This is a genomic window from Sphingomonas sp. HF-S4, assembly GCF_032911445.1.
Lineage (GTDB): Bacteria > Pseudomonadota > Alphaproteobacteria > Sphingomonadales > Sphingomonadaceae > Sphingomonas > Sphingomonas agrestis.
Window position 1 is genome coordinate 1,636,556 of record NZ_JAWJEJ010000001.1, and the last position, 15,040, is coordinate 1,651,595.

The 15,040-nt window shown below is 68.1% G+C and carries 14 protein-coding genes and 1 tRNA gene; 5 read left to right on the forward strand and 10 right to left on the reverse strand.

Annotation, left to right across the window (positions count from 1 at the left end; all coding sequences use genetic code 11):
- Window positions 1–4: 4 nt before the first annotated feature.
- Together RZN05_RS07090 and RZN05_RS07095 are read right to left on the reverse strand one after the other, a co-directional pair.
- Complete coding sequence (locus RZN05_RS07090) at window positions 5–352, reverse strand: hypothetical protein (RefSeq protein WP_317225917.1); 348 nt, start codon at window positions 350–352, stop codon at window positions 5–7.
- A gap of 58 nt (window positions 353–410) precedes the next feature.
- Window positions 411–1,538, reverse strand: a complete 1,128-nt coding sequence (locus RZN05_RS07095) for a sensor histidine kinase (protein WP_317225918.1) — start codon at window positions 1,536–1,538, stop codon at window positions 411–413.
- 158 nt (window positions 1,539–1,696) lie between these two features.
- On the opposite strand from RZN05_RS07095, the gene RZN05_RS07100 reads away from it, so the two are divergent.
- The 4 genes from RZN05_RS07100 to RZN05_RS07115 all read left to right on the forward strand — a co-directional run bounded on the left by RZN05_RS07100 (window position 1,697) and on the right by RZN05_RS07115 (window position 6,363).
- A complete protein-coding gene (locus RZN05_RS07100; RefSeq protein ID WP_317225919.1) occupies window positions 1,697–2,200 on the forward strand; it encodes a hemerythrin domain-containing protein in 504 nt (167 codons plus the stop codon).
- A 211-nt stretch (window positions 2,201–2,411) separates the two neighbouring features.
- A complete protein-coding gene (locus RZN05_RS07105; RefSeq protein WP_317225920.1) occupies window positions 2,412–3,734 on the forward strand; it encodes an MFS transporter in 1,323 nt (440 codons plus the stop codon).
- Window positions 3,731–4,651, forward strand: coding sequence for a cysteine synthase A (gene cysK / locus RZN05_RS07110; RefSeq protein ID WP_317225921.1), 921 nt, complete (start codon window positions 3,731–3,733; stop codon window positions 4,649–4,651). The genes RZN05_RS07105 and cysK overlap by 4 nt, the downstream gene beginning before the upstream one ends.
- A gap of 335 nt (window positions 4,652–4,986) precedes the next feature.
- Window positions 4,987–6,363, forward strand: coding sequence for a cell wall hydrolase (locus RZN05_RS07115; protein WP_317225922.1), 1,377 nt, complete (start codon window positions 4,987–4,989; stop codon window positions 6,361–6,363).
- Here RZN05_RS07115 and RZN05_RS07120 read toward each other — a convergent pair.
- From RZN05_RS07120 to RZN05_RS07155, 8 genes are all read right to left on the reverse strand, one after another.
- A complete protein-coding gene (locus RZN05_RS07120; RefSeq protein WP_317225923.1) occupies window positions 6,317–7,762 on the reverse strand; it encodes a PH domain-containing protein in 1,446 nt (481 codons plus the stop codon). The genes RZN05_RS07115 and RZN05_RS07120 overlap by 47 nt on opposite strands.
- Window positions 7,759–8,232, reverse strand: coding sequence for a PH domain-containing protein (locus RZN05_RS07125; protein WP_317225924.1), 474 nt, complete (start codon window positions 8,230–8,232; stop codon window positions 7,759–7,761). Before RZN05_RS07125 ends, RZN05_RS07120 begins: the two co-directional genes overlap by 4 nt.
- Before the next feature lie 41 nt (window positions 8,233–8,273).
- A complete protein-coding gene (locus RZN05_RS07130) occupies window positions 8,274–10,076 on the reverse strand; it encodes an acyl-CoA dehydrogenase C-terminal domain-containing protein (protein WP_317225925.1) in 1,803 nt (600 codons plus the stop codon).
- 10 nt (window positions 10,077–10,086) lie between these two features.
- Complete coding sequence (locus RZN05_RS07135; RefSeq protein WP_317225926.1) at window positions 10,087–10,509, reverse strand: MerR family transcriptional regulator; 423 nt, start codon at window positions 10,507–10,509, stop codon at window positions 10,087–10,089.
- A gap of 40 nt (window positions 10,510–10,549) precedes the next feature.
- Complete coding sequence (locus tag RZN05_RS07140) at window positions 10,550–11,530, reverse strand: AAA family ATPase (RefSeq protein ID WP_317225927.1); 981 nt, start codon at window positions 11,528–11,530, stop codon at window positions 10,550–10,552.
- A 163-nt stretch (window positions 11,531–11,693) separates the two neighbouring features.
- Complete coding sequence (locus RZN05_RS07145) at window positions 11,694–12,854, reverse strand: D-alanyl-D-alanine carboxypeptidase family protein (RefSeq protein WP_317225928.1); 1,161 nt, start codon at window positions 12,852–12,854, stop codon at window positions 11,694–11,696.
- 22 nt (window positions 12,855–12,876) lie between these two features.
- Entirely contained in the window at window positions 12,877–13,767 is an 891-nt protein-coding gene (locus tag RZN05_RS07150; protein ID WP_317225929.1) for an SPOR domain-containing protein, read from the reverse strand.
- Entirely contained in the window at window positions 13,751–14,776 is a 1,026-nt protein-coding gene (locus RZN05_RS07155) for a lytic murein transglycosylase (RefSeq protein WP_394804817.1), read from the reverse strand. The genes RZN05_RS07150 and RZN05_RS07155 overlap by 17 nt, the downstream gene beginning before the upstream one ends.
- Window positions 14,777–14,901: 125 nt before the next feature.
- On the opposite strand from RZN05_RS07155, the gene RZN05_RS07160 reads away from it, so the two are divergent.
- Window positions 14,902–14,991: transfer RNA gene (locus RZN05_RS07160), tRNA-Ser, on the forward strand.
- Window positions 14,992–15,040 lie beyond the last annotated feature (49 nt).

Below are 15,040 nucleotides of genomic sequence, written 5' to 3' on the forward strand. Positions count from 1 at the left end.
GGGATCAGGCCTGGCGGGTTTCCACCGCGATCATGGTCTCGGCCGCAAAGCGTGCGTCCTTGGGGTCGAACACGCTGCTGGGGATGAAGGTGCGGTCGGTCAGCGCGAAACCGGCCAGCCCGACGAGCTTGAACAGCCCGAGTTTCTCCTCGCGCGGCGGCACGCCGTCGCGCTCGATCGTGGTGGCGCCGACATAGACCTCGCCGTGGCGGGTGAACGCGACATGCGGCGCGAGCAGCACATGCCCGCCATTGTACGTCGCTTCGACGCATTTGGTGTGGACGATCGCTTCGAACAGGATCGGCAGGGCGACCGCCGTAGCGGGCTGGGCTTCGTTGGGGCTAGAGGACATCGCGGCCGGATACGCCTTCCGCCGCAGTGCAGCAAGAGTGTGCAGATACGGATGCGGGTCAGCGCTCCGCCAGATCGGCGACCGGCACCCGCAGATCAACTTCGACTCCGCTCGCCGGATAGCGCCGCGCGACGCTGCCGGTGCCGATCAGCCCCATGTCGATCAGCCGGGTCCCGAACCCGGTGTGCGCCGGCTCGGATACTGCCGGCCCGTCATATTCGCGCCAGCACACCACCAGCTCGTCGCCCCGCCCGCCGGGCTCGACACGCCAGTGCAGCGCGACGCGCCCCGCCTCGGCCGAGAGCGCGCCATATTTGGCGGCGTTGGTCGCCAATTCGTGGAGCACCAGCGCGAGCCGGACGCTGGCCGAGGCCCCGAGTGCGACTTCGGGGCCCTTCACGTCAAACCGCTCGCCATGCATTGCGAGCAGCCCGTCGGCGAGCTCAGCCAGCGAGGCGCTCTGCCATCCGCCGCGGCCCAGCACGTCATGCGCATGCCCCAGCGCGACGACACGCTTCTCGAATGCCTTCACCGCGTCCTTCTCGGTAACCCCGCGCAGCGTCCGGCTGGCGAGCGACTGGACCATCGCCATCGTGTTCTTGAGCCGGTGCGCCAGCTCGTCGCGCATCACTTCCGCCGCTTCGCGTGCGCGTACCGCGTCGGTAACTTCGATCACCGTGTCGATCATCCCGCATATGGTGCCGTCGGCGCGCCTGAGCGGCGAGAAGCAGAAAGTGAACCATGCCCGCTCCGGCCCGTTGCCGCGATCGACCTCAAGCGGGAAGTTCTCGAAGAAGCTCGGGATCCCCGCATAGGCCTGCCCGACCAGCGGGCCGATCGCATCCCACGCCTCCGCCCAGACCGTGTCGAACCCTCGGCCGAGCGCCGCGGGCTTGCCGCCGAGGATCGCGCGAAAGGAGTCGTTGTGGATCGTCACCCGTTCGTGGCCCCAGACCAGTGCCATCGGGAAACGCGATTCGATCACCAGCGCCACCGCGGAGTGAAGCTCGGGCGGCCATTGCCCGGCGGGACCGAGCGCCGTCTTCTCCCACGCGAACTCGCGCACCGCGATGCCCATCGCGCCGCCGTCCATTCTCGCTAGAGCGGCACCCCCCGCCTGCATTCCCCCGACATGGCCCTTCTTGAAAAAATCGTTCCACAGAATGACGTTAGCATTCACCTGCATATAGCAAGCGCGCCGCGCCACACTAACCTGCATCAGCCCTGCGGTTTCGGCTGCTCCAACTTCCGTACCAACACCATTACGGCCTTCACCGGAGCCGCCGATTTACCGCGGATCAGCTACGTCTGGGGCAGAGGGGAGCGAGGAGAACACCCCCCCGAATGTCCGTCGACCGTCTGCTTGCCCAACACATGCGTATCCTTGCCAACGTGGAGTCCGTCGAGCGCTTCTCGGAGGGGCCCCCGCCTGCGCAGAACGACAATTTCGCCGATCGCCGGTGGTGCTTCACGCGTGACCTGCTGCTCCACTTCGCCAAGATGGAATCGACCGTTTATGGTCCGATGATGAACGACCGCCGCGACCATGCGCAGCGGGCCGCGGCACGCGCGAGCGTCGAGACCGCGACGTTGATGCGCGAGTTTCGCGAGCATGTCGCCCGCTGGACCGATGCGCATCCCGCGGCGCAGTGGGACACCTATGGGCGTGCGGTAACGCAGCTGATGCAGCGGATCCGTGCGCGGATCGACGAGGAAGCGGCCGAGATCGTCCCACTCCTCCCCGTCCAGCCCGACGGCACCCGGGGCGGCCCCACCCGCGAGAGCTACGCCGCCGAGGCCTGGGAGATCCGCGGGGTATTGTTCAAGGGGACCAAGCTTCCGCGCTGAGAGGGTGCCTCAGCGCCAGAACAGCAGCAGCAGGATGATGATCGGCAGCGGAATTCCCAGCAGCCACAACAATATGCCCTTGCCCATCGACCATCTCCTGTTCGGCTGATTACGGTGGCGTAAGAACCTTCATGGCCCGCGCGGGTTCCGCCCCGCGAGCAGCGGCGGATTCGCCGTTGCGGCGCGCCCCGCGACGCGCCAAGAGCCTGGCATGACCGTCCACCCCTTCGCAGTCGCCAATTTCCGCGCCTATTGGGTGGCGCGCTTCTCGGCGACGCTTGCCCAGATGGCGATGGTCATCGTCATCGGCTGGCAGGTCTATGACATCGCCCGCGAGACGATGACGATCAAGGAAGCCGCATTCCAGCTCGGGCTGATCGGCGTAGCGCAGTTCCTGCCGTTGCTCTGCTTGTCGCTGTTCGCCGGCTGGCTCGCCGACCGCATCGACCGGCGCTGGATCGCGCGCTGCGCCGTCAGCCTCGAAGTCGGCTGCGCGCTCAGCCTCGCCACGCTCACCTATACCGACACGATCACCCTGCCCGCCTTGTTCGGCATCGCCGCGCTGCTCGGCGTCGCGCGCGCCTTTGCCGGACCGGCGCTCGGCGCCTTGGCGCCCAACCTCGTCCCCAAGGAAAGCCTGCCCACCGCGATCGCGTTGAGTTCGACCGCCTGGCAGATCGGCACGGTGATCGGCCCGGCAATGGGAGGTTATCTCTACGCGGCTGGCCCCTCGGTGCCCTATTTCACCGCCGCGGGACTGTTCGGCCTCGCGCTCTGCATGCTGCTGCTGATCTCGCCGGTGCCACGCACCAGCACCAAGTTCACGGGAAGCCCCTGGGCGCAAATGATCGACGGGCTTCACTATGTCCGGCGCAACCGCCTCGTCCTCGGCGCGATCTCGCTCGACCTGTTCGCCGTCCTGCTCGGCGGCGCGACGGCGATGCTCCCGGTCTATGCGCGCGATATCCTCCAGGTCGGCTCGGAGGGCCTCGGCCACCTCCGCGCCGCCCCCGCACTCGGCGCAGTGCTCGTCGGGCTGTTCTTCTCATGGCGCCCGCTCAAGACCGAGGTCGGCATGAAGATGCTGATCGCCGTCGCGGTGTTCGGGCTGGCGACGGTCGTGTTCGGCGCCTCCGCTCCCTTCTTCACCAGCCTGATCGGTCCCGGCGCGATCGGCAGCGATTTCGCCCCCGCGGTACTGCTCTCGCTCGTCGCCCTGTTCGTGCTCGGCGCCGCCGACATGGTCTCGGTCTATGTCCGTCAGTCGCTGATCCAGCTCTACACCCCCGATCAGATGCGCGGCCGCGTCGGCGCGGTCTCGACCCTGTTCATCTCGGGATCGAACGAACTAGGCGAAGCCGAGTCCGGCTTCCTCGCCGCAGCGATCGGCCCGGTCGCCGCGGTGATCGGCGGCGGGATCGGAGCAGTGCTTGTCACGTTACTATGGGCCAAGCTATTCCCCGAGTTGAGGCGGGCTCGCACCTTCGATCCTCCGGCCAATCTCGAAGTGCCTCCCAAGGAGATGACGACATGAAGGCGAACACGATCCTCGAGACGATCGGCAACACCCCGCACATCCGCGTGCAGAAACTGTTCCCGGGCACTGAGGTGTGGATCAAGTCCGAGCGCTCGAACCCGGGCGGCTCGATCAAGGACCGCATCGCGCTGGCGATGGTCGAGGCGGCCGAGGCTTCGGGTGATCTCAAGCCCGGCGGGACGATCGTCGAGCCGACCAGCGGCAATACCGGCGTCGGCCTGGCGATGGTCGCCGCGGTCAAGGGCTACAAGCTGATCCTGGTGATGCCCGAGAGCATGAGCCTCGAGCGCCGCCGGCTGATGCTGGCCTATGGCGCGAGCTTCGACCTTACCCCGCGCGAGAAGGGAATGAAGGGCTCGATCGAGCGCGCGATGGAAATCGTCGAATCGACCGAAGGCGCCTGGATGCCGCAGCAGTTCGAAAACCCCGCGAACATCGACATCCATGTTCGCACCACCTCCCAGGAAATCCTGAACGATTTCGCGGATAGCCCGATCGACGTGGTGATCACCGGCGTCGGCACCGGCGGCCACATCACCGGCGTCGCGGAGACGCTCAAGAAGAGCTGGCCCAACCTCAAGGTCTATGCCGTCGAGCCCGAGCTTTCGCCGGTGATTTCGGGCGGTACCCCGGGCCCGCACCCGATCCAGGGCATCGGCGCCGGCTTCGTGCCGCGCAACCTCCACACCGACGCGATCGACGGCGTGATCAAGGTCGATGCCGGCGTCGCGAAGGACATGGCGCGCCGCGCCGCACGCGAAGAGGGCCTGCTCGTCGGCATCTCGTCGGGCGCCACGCTCGCCGCGATCCTCCAGAAGCTGCCCGATTTGCCCGACAACGCTCGCGTGCTGGGCTTCAACTACGACACCGGCGAGCGGTATCTCAGCGTCCCGGACTTCCTGCCGGAGAGCTGATCGCAAAAAACTCCCCTCCCTGAAAGGGAGGGGTCGGGGGTGGGTGCGCGCGTCTGCGCGCCCAAGAGACTCGTCGCCCAGCACCGAAGCGCTGGTCTGGGAGTCGAGCCCTGCCCGACGCTGAAACCACCCCTACCCCTCCCTGCAAGCAGGGAGGGGACTTGCCCCGACCATCCCTTCCCAGCGGCGTTTCGGCGTCGCAATGGTTCCAAATCGGCCCCTGCTGCGTTATGGGCGGCGACCCCGCGATTGGAGCAGCTCTTTTGTCCGCACGTCCGTCCTCCTCGATTTCCCCGCGCTGCCGCGCGCGGCTGGGCTGAACGGACCCTCACGCCATGCTGATGCGTCCCGATGCACCGATAGCGGTGCCGGCTGCCCCCTTGGCGCCGTGGCTCAAGATTCTCCTCGCGCTGTTCGCGCTCGCCGCGATCGCCATTCCCGTGCTGCTGGTCGCCACCGCGCCCCGCGTCGTCGTGCATAATCGCGCGCCGGTGGTGATCTCGAAGCGCGTCGTGCCCAAGCAGGAACTCCCCCCGGTCGAGCCGATCAAGCTCCAGGCCGTGACGCCCGACGACGCCCGCGAAATCAACGCGTCGATCCCCTTCTCAACATTGCCTAACCCCGCCGCCCGCGCCTTTAACCTCTCGGGCGCCGCAGACAGCCAGGCGCGCGCGATCGATTGCCTCGCCGCCGCCGGCTATTACGAGGCGGGCGACGATGCCAAGGGCCAGCGCGCAGTCGATCAAGTCATCCTCAACCGGATGCGCCACCCCGCCTTCCCCAAGACGATCTGCGGCGTGGTGTTCCAGGGCTCGGAGCGCAGCACCGGCTGCCAGTTCACTTTCACCTGCGACGGCGCGATGCTCCGCTACACGCCGAGCGCCGCCGCCTGGCAGCGCGCGCGCGACGTCGCCCGACTGGCGCTCACCGGCAGCGTCTATCGCCCGGTCGGCCACGCCACGCACTACCACACCAATTGGGTCGTCCCCTATTGGAGCGCGAGCCTCGAGAAGATCACCGCGGTCGACACGCATTTGTTCTTCCGCTGGACCGGCTGGTGGGGCACGCCCCCCGCCTTCACGCGCGGCTATGCCGGGGTCGAGCCCAACGTGCCCCAGATGGCCCGCCTCTCGCCCGTCCATGTCGGCGACAAGACCAACCCGCTCGAAACCGCGCTTCAAGGCGACGGCTCGCTGATCGATCCGGCGACGATCCCCGACAAGGCGGTGCCCGACCCGGTCGGCACCGGGCTCGACGCCAACCATTTCCTCGTCGTGCTCGACCGGAAAATGAACCCCGACGCCTTCGCCGCGCTGGCGATCAAGACCTGCGGCGAGCGGCTCTACTGCAAGTTCATGGCGTGGACCGATCCGGCGCAGAAGCCCGCCAAGCTCCCCGCCACCCCCCCGCAGACCGCAGCGCTCTCGTTCAGCTATCTGCGCGATCAGGCCCAGGGCTATGCCAAGGCGCTGTGGAACTGCCAGCAGTATAAGCGCCCCAGCCCGATCCAGTGCATGCGCGTCCAGCCGCCGGCCGCCGCAGCGCCGGCACCGCTCGCGTCGCCACTGCCCGATGCCAAGGCCGGCGCGCCCGTCCTCACCGGCGTGCGCCGCAAGACCGACACCGCGGCGCCGGTCCGCCCTGTCACCCTGACGCTTCCGGCGGTCAAGCCGTTGCCGACGCCCTCGCCGACCCCGACGCCGGGCAAATAGCGAGCGCCTGCGCAACCTCGAACGCGATTGGTTCGGCGACATCGGCGATGTCGGGCCTTGCCCAGCCGCTCCCGCCCGCCGTATCGACCAGCACCGTCGCCAGCCCCAACCGTCGCTGGAGCCAGCTCCGCCGTACTGCGACGACCTGCACCGCGGGATAGGGCACGATCCAGTCGCGCTGCGATAGCACCCCGCGCGTCACCTGCAGGCTGGTCGCGCGCAGCCCATAGCGATGATGGCGCCGCTGGAGCAACGCGATACCGGCCGGGACCGGCGCCAGCGCAAGCCCGAGCCACAGCAGCGGCACGAAGAACCCGGCGACGGCGAACACGACGAGCACCGGCACACCGTGTCGCAGCGCACAGCGCAGCACATGCCCCCGCCACACCGACGTCAGCGCATCCGCCTCAAAGCGCGGCAACCCCGCGGCATCGACCACCCGGGCCACTTCCTCGGCGCGCGCGAACGGCGCCATCGCTTGCCGGCCACCGGCATCGTCGCTGCCGCCGAGCGTCTGCATCTCGAGGCTATGCCAGCCGAACCGCCCGCGCACCGGCGCGCGATGGACCAGCGCGAGTTGCACGCGATCCTTGACGATCACCACTTCGCTACGCGTCAGCAGCCCGCGAATGCGCCGGAACCGCCCGCCGCGCTCGTCGAGCCGGAAACCATAGTCCCGCACGAAGGTGCGCCCCACGCCCGCGACCACCCCGAGCGCCAGCGCCGCCGCGAGCACCGCCAGTGCCGCACCGATCGTGAAGTGGCTCGCGACTTCGCTCCGCGCAGCGCCAAACAATTCGCGCCAGTCGAGCTCGATTGCCTGGTCGACTGTCTGCAGCACCGCGAAAATGCCCGCGATCCATACCAGCGAGAAGCCGAACAGCCCCTGGAGCAGTACCCGGCCCGGCGACATCGCGAACACGGTCCGCCCCGCGGGTTCCTCATCCTCGCTGGCGGCCGCCGGCAATCGCCGCAGCGCCAGCCGCAGCCGCTGCGCCTCGGCTAGGGTCACGCTGTCGAGCACCGCCTCGTCCTCGCCGCCGCCGCCGGTCTCGATCTTGACCAGCGCGAGCCCGAGCAGCCGCGCCAGCGGCTTCTGCTCGAACGAAACGTCCTGCACCCGCTCGAGCGGGATCTCTCGCCGGCTGCGGTGGAGCACGCCGCTTTCGATTACAAAGGCATCGTCAGTCAGCCGATAGGTCGCGAACCACCAGTTCAGCCAGGCGATCGCCGCGAGCGTAGCCAGCCCGGCCAAGATCAACGCGGCGCTGACCAGCAGCCCGAACCTCGTCCCGGCAGCATATAGCGCGGGGATCATCAGCAGCGTGGACGGCCCCGTTTTGAGCGCGCCGATCAACATGGTCACCGGATGCACCCGGCGCGGCGCCTCCTCGCTCACGCGGCGCTGCCGATCCGGGCGCGAATCGCGTCGCGAATCTCTTCCGCCGTCTCGCGCGTGATTCCCGGCAGCGTCACGATCGTATTGTCCGAGCCGGCAGTGTGCAGCACCAGCCGCGCCACCCCGAAATTGCGCTCCAGCGGCCCCTGCGCCACGTCGATATGCTGGACGCGCAGCACTGGTACGATCGTATGGACCTGGGTCCACCAGCCATGCGCGACATGCAGCTCGGTCCCGGTGAACGCATAGCGCCAATGCCGCCACCGCCGCGGCGGCGCGATCACCGCGAGCCAGATCCCCAGCAGCAACGCCACCCCACCCAGCACGCCGCGCACCGGCAACGCGTCGCCAAACACGATCTCGACGATCAGCGCAGCAACGATCAGGGCCAGCGCGGAAATCGCCCCGCGGACATGCATCACGCGCAGCTGGCCGCGCTCGATATTCTGAAGGGCGATGGTCAGGCTCATCGCCCGACCATGCTATGCCGTCCCGCTGCGCTCAAGCCCGATCAGGCGGCGCGGAACATCTCTGGATCGAGCGCCATCACGGCGTCGCTGCCCGCCTCGATCTTCCGGCGCAGTCCGCCAGCTTCAGGCAGGAAGCGCTCGGCATAGAAGCGCGCGGTGACCAGCTTGGCTTCGAGGAACCTAGCGTTGTCGCCGCCCACCGCCAGCGCTTCGCTTGCCGCCTTGGCCATGCGCAGCCACATCAGCCCCAGTGCCACCGTCCCGGTGAGCTGCATATAGGGGTATGCCCCCGCGCCGACATGGTTGGGGTTCTGGAAGCCGTTTGCCGCGAGCCACATCGTCGCGCCCTGGAGATGCCCCAGTGCCTTCTCCAGCCCCTCGGCAAAGCTCTTAAGCGCCTCGTTACTTTTGGCGGCGGCGACTTCCTCGCCCACTAGCCTGAAGAAAGCCTGCACTGCACGGCCGCCATTCTGCGCGAGTTTCCGCCCGACCAGATCCATCGCCTGGACGCCGTTGGTGCCCTCGTAGATCATCGAGATCCGCGCATCGCGAACATATTGCTCCATGCCCCATTCGGCGATGTAGCCATGCCCGCCATAGACCTGCTGCGCGTCGGTCGCGACCTTGTAGCCGATATCGGTGCCGACGCCCTTGATCACCGGGGTGAGCAAGCCGATCAGGTCGGATGCAAGCTGGCGCTCCTCCTCGCTCGGCGCGGCGTGCTCGAGATCGACCTGGAGCGCGCCCCACAGGCACAGCGCGCGCAGCCCCTCGGTCTGCGCCTTTGCTTCCATCAGCATCCGGCGCACGTCAGGATGGACGAACAGCGTGTCGGCCTTTTCCTGCGGCTCGGCCGGCCCGGTCAGCGCGCGGCCCTGGCGGCGGTCGTGCGCGTACTGGACGGCGTTCTGATACGCCGTCTCGCCGACTGCCAGCCCCTGGAGCCCCACGCCCAATCGCGCCGCGTTCATCATGATGAACATCGCCGCGAGACCCTTCATCTCGTCGCCGACCAGCCAGCCGATCGCGCCGTCATAGTTCATCACGCACGTCGAATTGGCGTGGATGCCCATCTTGTGCTCGATCGAGCCGCACGACACCGCGTTGCGCTCGCCGAGCGATCCGTCGTCACCCACGAAGAACTTGGGCACCACGAACAGCGAGATGCCCTTGCTGCTCTCGGGGGCCCCCGGCGTCTTGGCCAGCACCAGATGGATGATGTTGCTCGTCAGGTCGTGCTCGCCGGACGAGATGAAGATCTTGGTGCCGGTGATGCTGTACGAGCCATCGGCCTGCGGCTCGGCCTTGGTCTTAATGAGGCCCAGATCGGTGCCGCAATGCGGCTCGGTGAGGTTCATCGTGCCGCCCCATTCGCCCGAGACCATCTTGGGGACATACTTGGCCTTCTGCTCCTCGGAGCCCTTGGCGAGGAGCGCCGCGATCGCGCCGTGGGTCAGCCCCGGATACATCGCGAACGCCATGTTGGCCGAGATCATGAACTCCTGGAACGCCGTCGAGACGACGTGCGGCATCTCCTGCCCGCCAAACTCGGCCGGCGCGCTCAGCGTACCCCAGCCGCTCTCAACGAAGGCGTTGTACGCTTCCTTGAACCCGTCGGGCGTGGTGACGCTGCCGTCGTCATGGCGCGTGCACCCCTGCTGGTCGCCCGAATGGTTGAGCGGGAACAGCACATCGGCGACGAACTGGCCGCCCTGGTCGAGCACCGCCTCGACCACGTCGGGCGTCGCATTCTGGAAACCGGGCAGATTGGCGTAGCGATCGAGCCCGATCACCGAATCGAGGATGAAGCGCGTATCGCGCACCGGGGGCGTATATTGCGGCATGTCAGGTTCCTCAGTGCGCGTCGCTGCCTTCTAGCAGCTGTATGAATTGCTGGAGCTCGATGATGTGCGCGTCGATGTCGCGCTTCTGGTTCTCGAGCAGCTCGATGCGGTCGCGGCAACGCTCTAGCGTCACCTGCTTCTGCACCTGCCGGCCGTCGCCGACGTCATAGAGATCGATCATCTCCTTGATCTCGGCCAGGCTGAAACCGACGCGCTTGCCCCGCAGGATCCACGCGATCCGCGCGCGATCGGCGTGCGAATAGATCCGCTGGGTGCCGCGTCGCTCGGGGGCGATCAGCCCTTCATCCTCGTAGAAGCGCAGCGCGCGCGGGGTGACCGCGAATTCGGCGCACAGGTCTGAGATGGAGAAGGCGTCCTTCTCAGGACGCGGCTCGATAGGCGCCAGGGCCTCGTCGGGAAAGGCAGTAGGCATTCCTGGCTCTATACCTTCCCTTTACGTGAACGTCAACCAATCACCGTGGCGACAGTCTCGCGATCAAACCCGACATCTCGAATACCGTCGCGCCGGCATCGAGCGACAGTCCGGTCGCCGCGCCGGCCAGCTCTCGCGCCTCGGCATAGGCGTCGATCGCGACGCGCAGCCCCTCGCCCGATCGCGTCCGCGCGCGCTCGGCGATGAAGCTCGGCGAGCGCTGGAGGAAAGCTTCGTACCGCGGCTGCGCAGCCTTTGGCCCGAGCAGCTTGGCGAGCCGAGAACGCACGGCATTGGACGGATCGCCGGTCTCCGCCAATGCCGCCATGTCGCCCTCGAGCGCCGCCAGGTCCAGTCCGGCAAAACCCAGTGCCCGTCCTGGCGAACCCTCGCCCGCGCGCACCAGCGCTTCGATCTCGCTCGCGCTCGCCTCGGGGAGCTCGACGCGCAGGATCGATGCGACCTGGTCGGAAGCCAGCGCATCGAAGCGCAGCAACCGGCAGCGCGAACGGATCGTCGGCAGAAGCTGCCCCGGCGCGTGGCTGACCAGCAGGAAGATCGTCCCCGCCGGCGGCTCCTCGAGATTCTTCAACAGCGCATTGGCGCCGCCGCGCTCCAGATCGTCGATCGAATCGATCACGATCACCCGGCGGCTGCTCAGCGATGGCTTGGTCGCAAACAAGGGCTGGAGGCTGCGCACCTGCGCGATGGTGATCGACCGCGCCAGCGCTTCGTCGGGCTTGGCGGCATCCTTGGGCAGCCGCACCAGCTCGCGATAATCGGGATGCGCGCCCGCCGCGATCAGATGCGCGGTCTGAGCGGTCTCGGGTACGTCCCAGCCCGGGCTAAGCTTCTGCGGCTCGCTCGCCTCGGCAAGCATCCGTGCCGCCGCCTGACGCGCGAACGCCCCCTTCCCCACCCCCTCGGGCCCGGCGATCAGCCAAGCATGGTGCAGCACGCCGCTGGCCATTGCAGCGGCGAGGGCATCGCGGGCTGGTTGGTTGCCGATCAGAGCCATCATACCTTCTATCCCCTCCCTGAAAGGGAGGGGCAAGGGGTGGGTTCAGCGCCGGGCGAGGCTCGATGCCTCGGCCGGCGCTTGGATGCTTGGCGGGAGAGCTTTTGAGCGCGCAGACCCACGCACCCACCCCCTGCCCCGCCCTGCAAGCAGGGAGGGGTTTAGATTAGCCGAACAGCGTCGTCAGCCCCAGCCACACGCGGCGGAAGAACCCCGCCTCGCCGACGTCGGCATCCGCCACCACCGGCAGCGTCTGGGTCGGCATACCCGGCGTCTCGACGATCAGGTCGGCGACATGCTGCCCCGCCTTGATCGGCGCCTTCACCGGGCCGAGATAGACGAGCTTGCCGGTCATCTTGGGCGACGTTCCCGCCGGCACCGTCGCGTTGAGATCGCGCGGCGCAACCACGCCCACGGTGCTCGATCCACCGCCCTGCACCTCGATATCGCCGATCTTCTTGCCCTTCGACGCGATCGGCAGCGGCTTCCACGAGCGGAAGCCCCATTCCATGAAGCGCACCGATTCCTCGGCGCGGCCATTGTACGAAGTCAGCCCCGCGACGACCATCACCAGCCGCCGGCCATTCTGCTCGGCCGATCCGGTGAAGCCGTATCCCGCTTCCTCGGTATGCCCGGTCTTGAGCCCGTCGGCGCCCGCGACGCGGCCGAGCAGCGGATCGCGATTGCCCTGGGTGATCGCGGCACCCGCGCCCAGGGTCTTGCCCCAGGTGTAAGACGTGCGGCTGTAGAATTGCTTGTAGAGCTGCGGATGATCCTGGATCGTCGCCTTGGCGAGATGCGCCAAGTCACGCGCCGTCACGAAGGTGCGGCCTTCGTCGGGCCAGCCGTTCGAGGTGCCGAACTGGCTGTTGCTCAGCCCCAGCTTCTTGGCCTGGACGTTCATCAGATTGACGAACGCCTCTTCGGTGCCGGCGATCTTCTCGGCGAGCACGACGCACGCGTCGTTGCCCGAAAGCGTGACGATGCCGTTGAGCAGATCCTCGACCTTGGGCGTCTCGCCCACCGCAAGGAACATCGTCGAGCCCTGCGAATGCCACTTCTTCCAGGTCTCGGGGCGCACCTCGGCAGTGTCGGTGAGCTTGAGCTCTCCCTTCTTGATCAGGTCGAACGCGACATAGACCGTCATCATCTTGGCCATCGATGCCGGCGGGATGCGGCGATCGGCATCCTTGGCATAGAGCACCGCGCCGGAGGAAAGGTCCTCCAGGAACGCAATCGGCGCAGGCGTGTCGAAAGGCGGGTTCTGCGCGGTGGTCGGATAAGCGACGGCTAGGGCCAGGATCGATGCGGCGATAAGCTTCTTCATGACGTCCGGGTCCCCGGGTTACTCAGTTGACGGCGATCACGCGCGCGTCCCCATAACCCGCGCGTGCGGCCCCGGCCCGCGCAGCATCCGCCTGTCCTCGCGTCGCGAAGGGGCCGAGCTGCACGCGGTGGAGCCCGCCGCCCTGCTTTACGGACCCGCCCATCCTCCGCGCAAGCGCTTGCGCGTTCGCGGCGTTAGAAAGTGCGGCGACCTGGACATAAAAGCCCGAACCCGATGCCGGCCGTGCCGCGCGCGGCGGCGTCGGCGCAGGGCGCGCGACGGCCCGACGCGTCGCATTCGGACGCACCGGCACCGGCGCGGCGGCCACTGGTGCCGCACCCAGATGTTTGCGAAGCGCATTGAGCAGCACCGGCGGCGTATCCGGCCGCGCCGGCGCGGGACGCCCCGATTGCAGCGCGAGCAGGTCGCCCGGCGCCGCCGCCACCTTCCGGACACGCACCGCCAGCCGCTCGCTGCCCGCCTTGCCGAGTTCGCGCGCGGCGCCTGCCGAAAGCGTGATCGGCTTGGCGGCCCCGGGATCGGTCGCATTGACCAGCGCCACGATCGTCCGGCCGGTATCGAGCGAGGTCACTTCGACCAGCGTCCCCACCGGCAGCGTCGCATGCACCCCGGTTACGCCCTCGCTCGGATCCTCGACCGCGGCATAGCCTACTTCGTCGTAGCGCTGCTCGCCCGGCGCGCGCTGCGACGAGCCGCGCGGCCCCTCGACGCCCGCGAAGGGATCGGCCTCCGCTACCGGCTCGATCCGCGGCGCCGCAGCCTGGCCACGCGGCGGCGCGGCGCCGGGCACCGGATAGCCCGCGCCCGGCGCGGTCTGGTTGGCAAGGGCCTGCGTCGCGCCGGCACCGGCGAGGGCAAGAAGGGCAGCGATGGCGCTAGCGTTCGACTTCATCGGCGAGCAGGCCTACCGACAAAGCGTAAAAATTCGAGCAATTATAGTCGAGGATCACGCGATAATTGCCGGTGAGCAGATACGCGGTCTTTCCCGGGCCGTCGGGCTCGAGCAGCGTCGCCTGAACAGTGTCCGCCGGCAGCGCCCGCCCGGTTGGGGTGATCCCCAGCGCGCGCCATTCGGCGATGCTCTTCCACCGGCTGTGGCGCTCGTGGACCCGCGGGCAGCGCGGCGGATTGGTCCGCCCCGCCACGGCCGCGCGGTTGAACCCCGGCGGCACGCGCACCGCGACGCCCCAGGGCTGTCCCTTGCGCCACCCGGCATTGACGAAATAATTCGCGATCGAGGCGAGCGTGTCGGGCTCGCTCGTCCAGATATCGGCCATCCCGTCGCCGTCGCCGTCCACCGCGAGGCGCAAATACACGCTCGGCAGGAATTGCGGCCCGCCGAACGCGCCCGCCCAGCTCCCGACCAGCTTCGAGCGCGGCACCCCGCGATCGACCATCTTGAGCGTCGCGATGAACTCGCCCGCGAACAGATCGCGCCGCCGCCCCTCATAGGCCAGGCTGGCGAGCGCGCGCGGCAGGTCGAACCCGCCCATCACCTTGCCGTACGCGGTTTCGTGCCCCCAGATCGCCACCATGATCGATTCCGGCACCCCGGTCTCGCGCTCGATCCGCTCGAGCCGCGAGCGCACGCGCTGATACGCCGCACGCCCCTGCCCGATCCGCGCCGCATCGACGTGCTTCACCCGATAGGGCTCGAAATTGGAGATCGGCGCATTGGGCCGCGTCTCGGGCTGCTGCCGGTCGAGCTCGACGACGCGGGCATTATAGGTGAGCCCCGGCATCACGAGGTCGATCGTGCGCTGGCTCACGCCCTGCGCGCGCGCCTGCCGCGCCAGCGTCTGGAGATAGGCCTGGAACCCAGCCTCGTCCTGCGCGACTGCCGGCGCCGCCGGTCCCGCCAACACCACCGCCGCGGCCAAGACCGCCGCTTTCCCGAACATCGCACGCAAAGCCAACATGCCGGGTTTTGTGCCACAGCCGGGCGCGGGCATGAACCCCCGGAATTGGGCAACCGAGCAAGATTTTGTGGCGAACCGTCGCGGACCGCGATAGCGGGGGCCTGCGCGGAGAGGTGGCCGAGTGGTTTAAGGCAGCGGTCTTGAAAACCGCCGTGGGTGCAAGCTCACCGTGGGTTCGAATCCCACCCTCTCCGCCAGACAGGCAAGCTTTATGCAAGCGACCGTTGCCAAATCGCACGGATGGTG

What these genes read in the sequence shown, in the direction of transcription:
- RZN05_RS07105 (WP_317225920.1), top strand. Translation starts at nt 2,412, where the DNA reads ATGACCGTCCACCCCTTCGCAGTCGCCAATTTCCGCGCCTATTGGGTG.
- RZN05_RS07130 (WP_317225925.1), bottom strand. Translation starts at nt 10,076, where the DNA reads ATGCCGCAATATACGCCCCCGGTGCGCGATACGCGCTTCATCCTCGAT.
- RZN05_RS07145 (WP_317225928.1), bottom strand. Translation starts at nt 12,854, where the DNA reads ATGAAGAAGCTTATCGCCGCATCGATCCTGGCCCTAGCCGTCGCTTAT.
- RZN05_RS07140 (WP_317225927.1), bottom strand. Translation starts at nt 11,530, where the DNA reads ATGATGGCTCTGATCGGCAACCAACCAGCCCGCGATGCCCTCGCCGCT.
- RZN05_RS07100 (WP_317225919.1), top strand. Translation starts at nt 1,697, where the DNA reads ATGTCCGTCGACCGTCTGCTTGCCCAACACATGCGTATCCTTGCCAAC.
- RZN05_RS07125 (WP_317225924.1), bottom strand. Translation starts at nt 8,232, where the DNA reads ATGAGCCTGACCATCGCCCTTCAGAATATCGAGCGCGGCCAGCTGCGC.
- RZN05_RS07090 (WP_317225917.1), bottom strand. Translation starts at nt 352, where the DNA reads ATGTCCTCTAGCCCCAACGAAGCCCAGCCCGCTACGGCGGTCGCCCTG.
- RZN05_RS07115 (WP_317225922.1), top strand. Translation starts at nt 4,987, where the DNA reads ATGCTGATGCGTCCCGATGCACCGATAGCGGTGCCGGCTGCCCCCTTG.
- RZN05_RS07135 (WP_317225926.1), bottom strand. Translation starts at nt 10,509, where the DNA reads ATGCCTACTGCCTTTCCCGACGAGGCCCTGGCGCCTATCGAGCCGCGT.
- RZN05_RS07150 (WP_317225929.1), bottom strand. Translation starts at nt 13,767, where the DNA reads ATGAAGTCGAACGCTAGCGCCATCGCTGCCCTTCTTGCCCTCGCCGGT.
- cysK (WP_317225921.1), top strand. Translation starts at nt 3,731, where the DNA reads ATGAAGGCGAACACGATCCTCGAGACGATCGGCAACACCCCGCACATC.
- RZN05_RS07155 (WP_394804817.1), bottom strand. Translation starts at nt 14,776, where the DNA reads ATGTTCGGGAAAGCGGCGGTCTTGGCCGCGGCGGTGGTGTTGGCGGGA.
- RZN05_RS07095 (WP_317225918.1), bottom strand. Translation starts at nt 1,538, where the DNA reads ATGCAGGTGAATGCTAACGTCATTCTGTGGAACGATTTTTTCAAGAAG.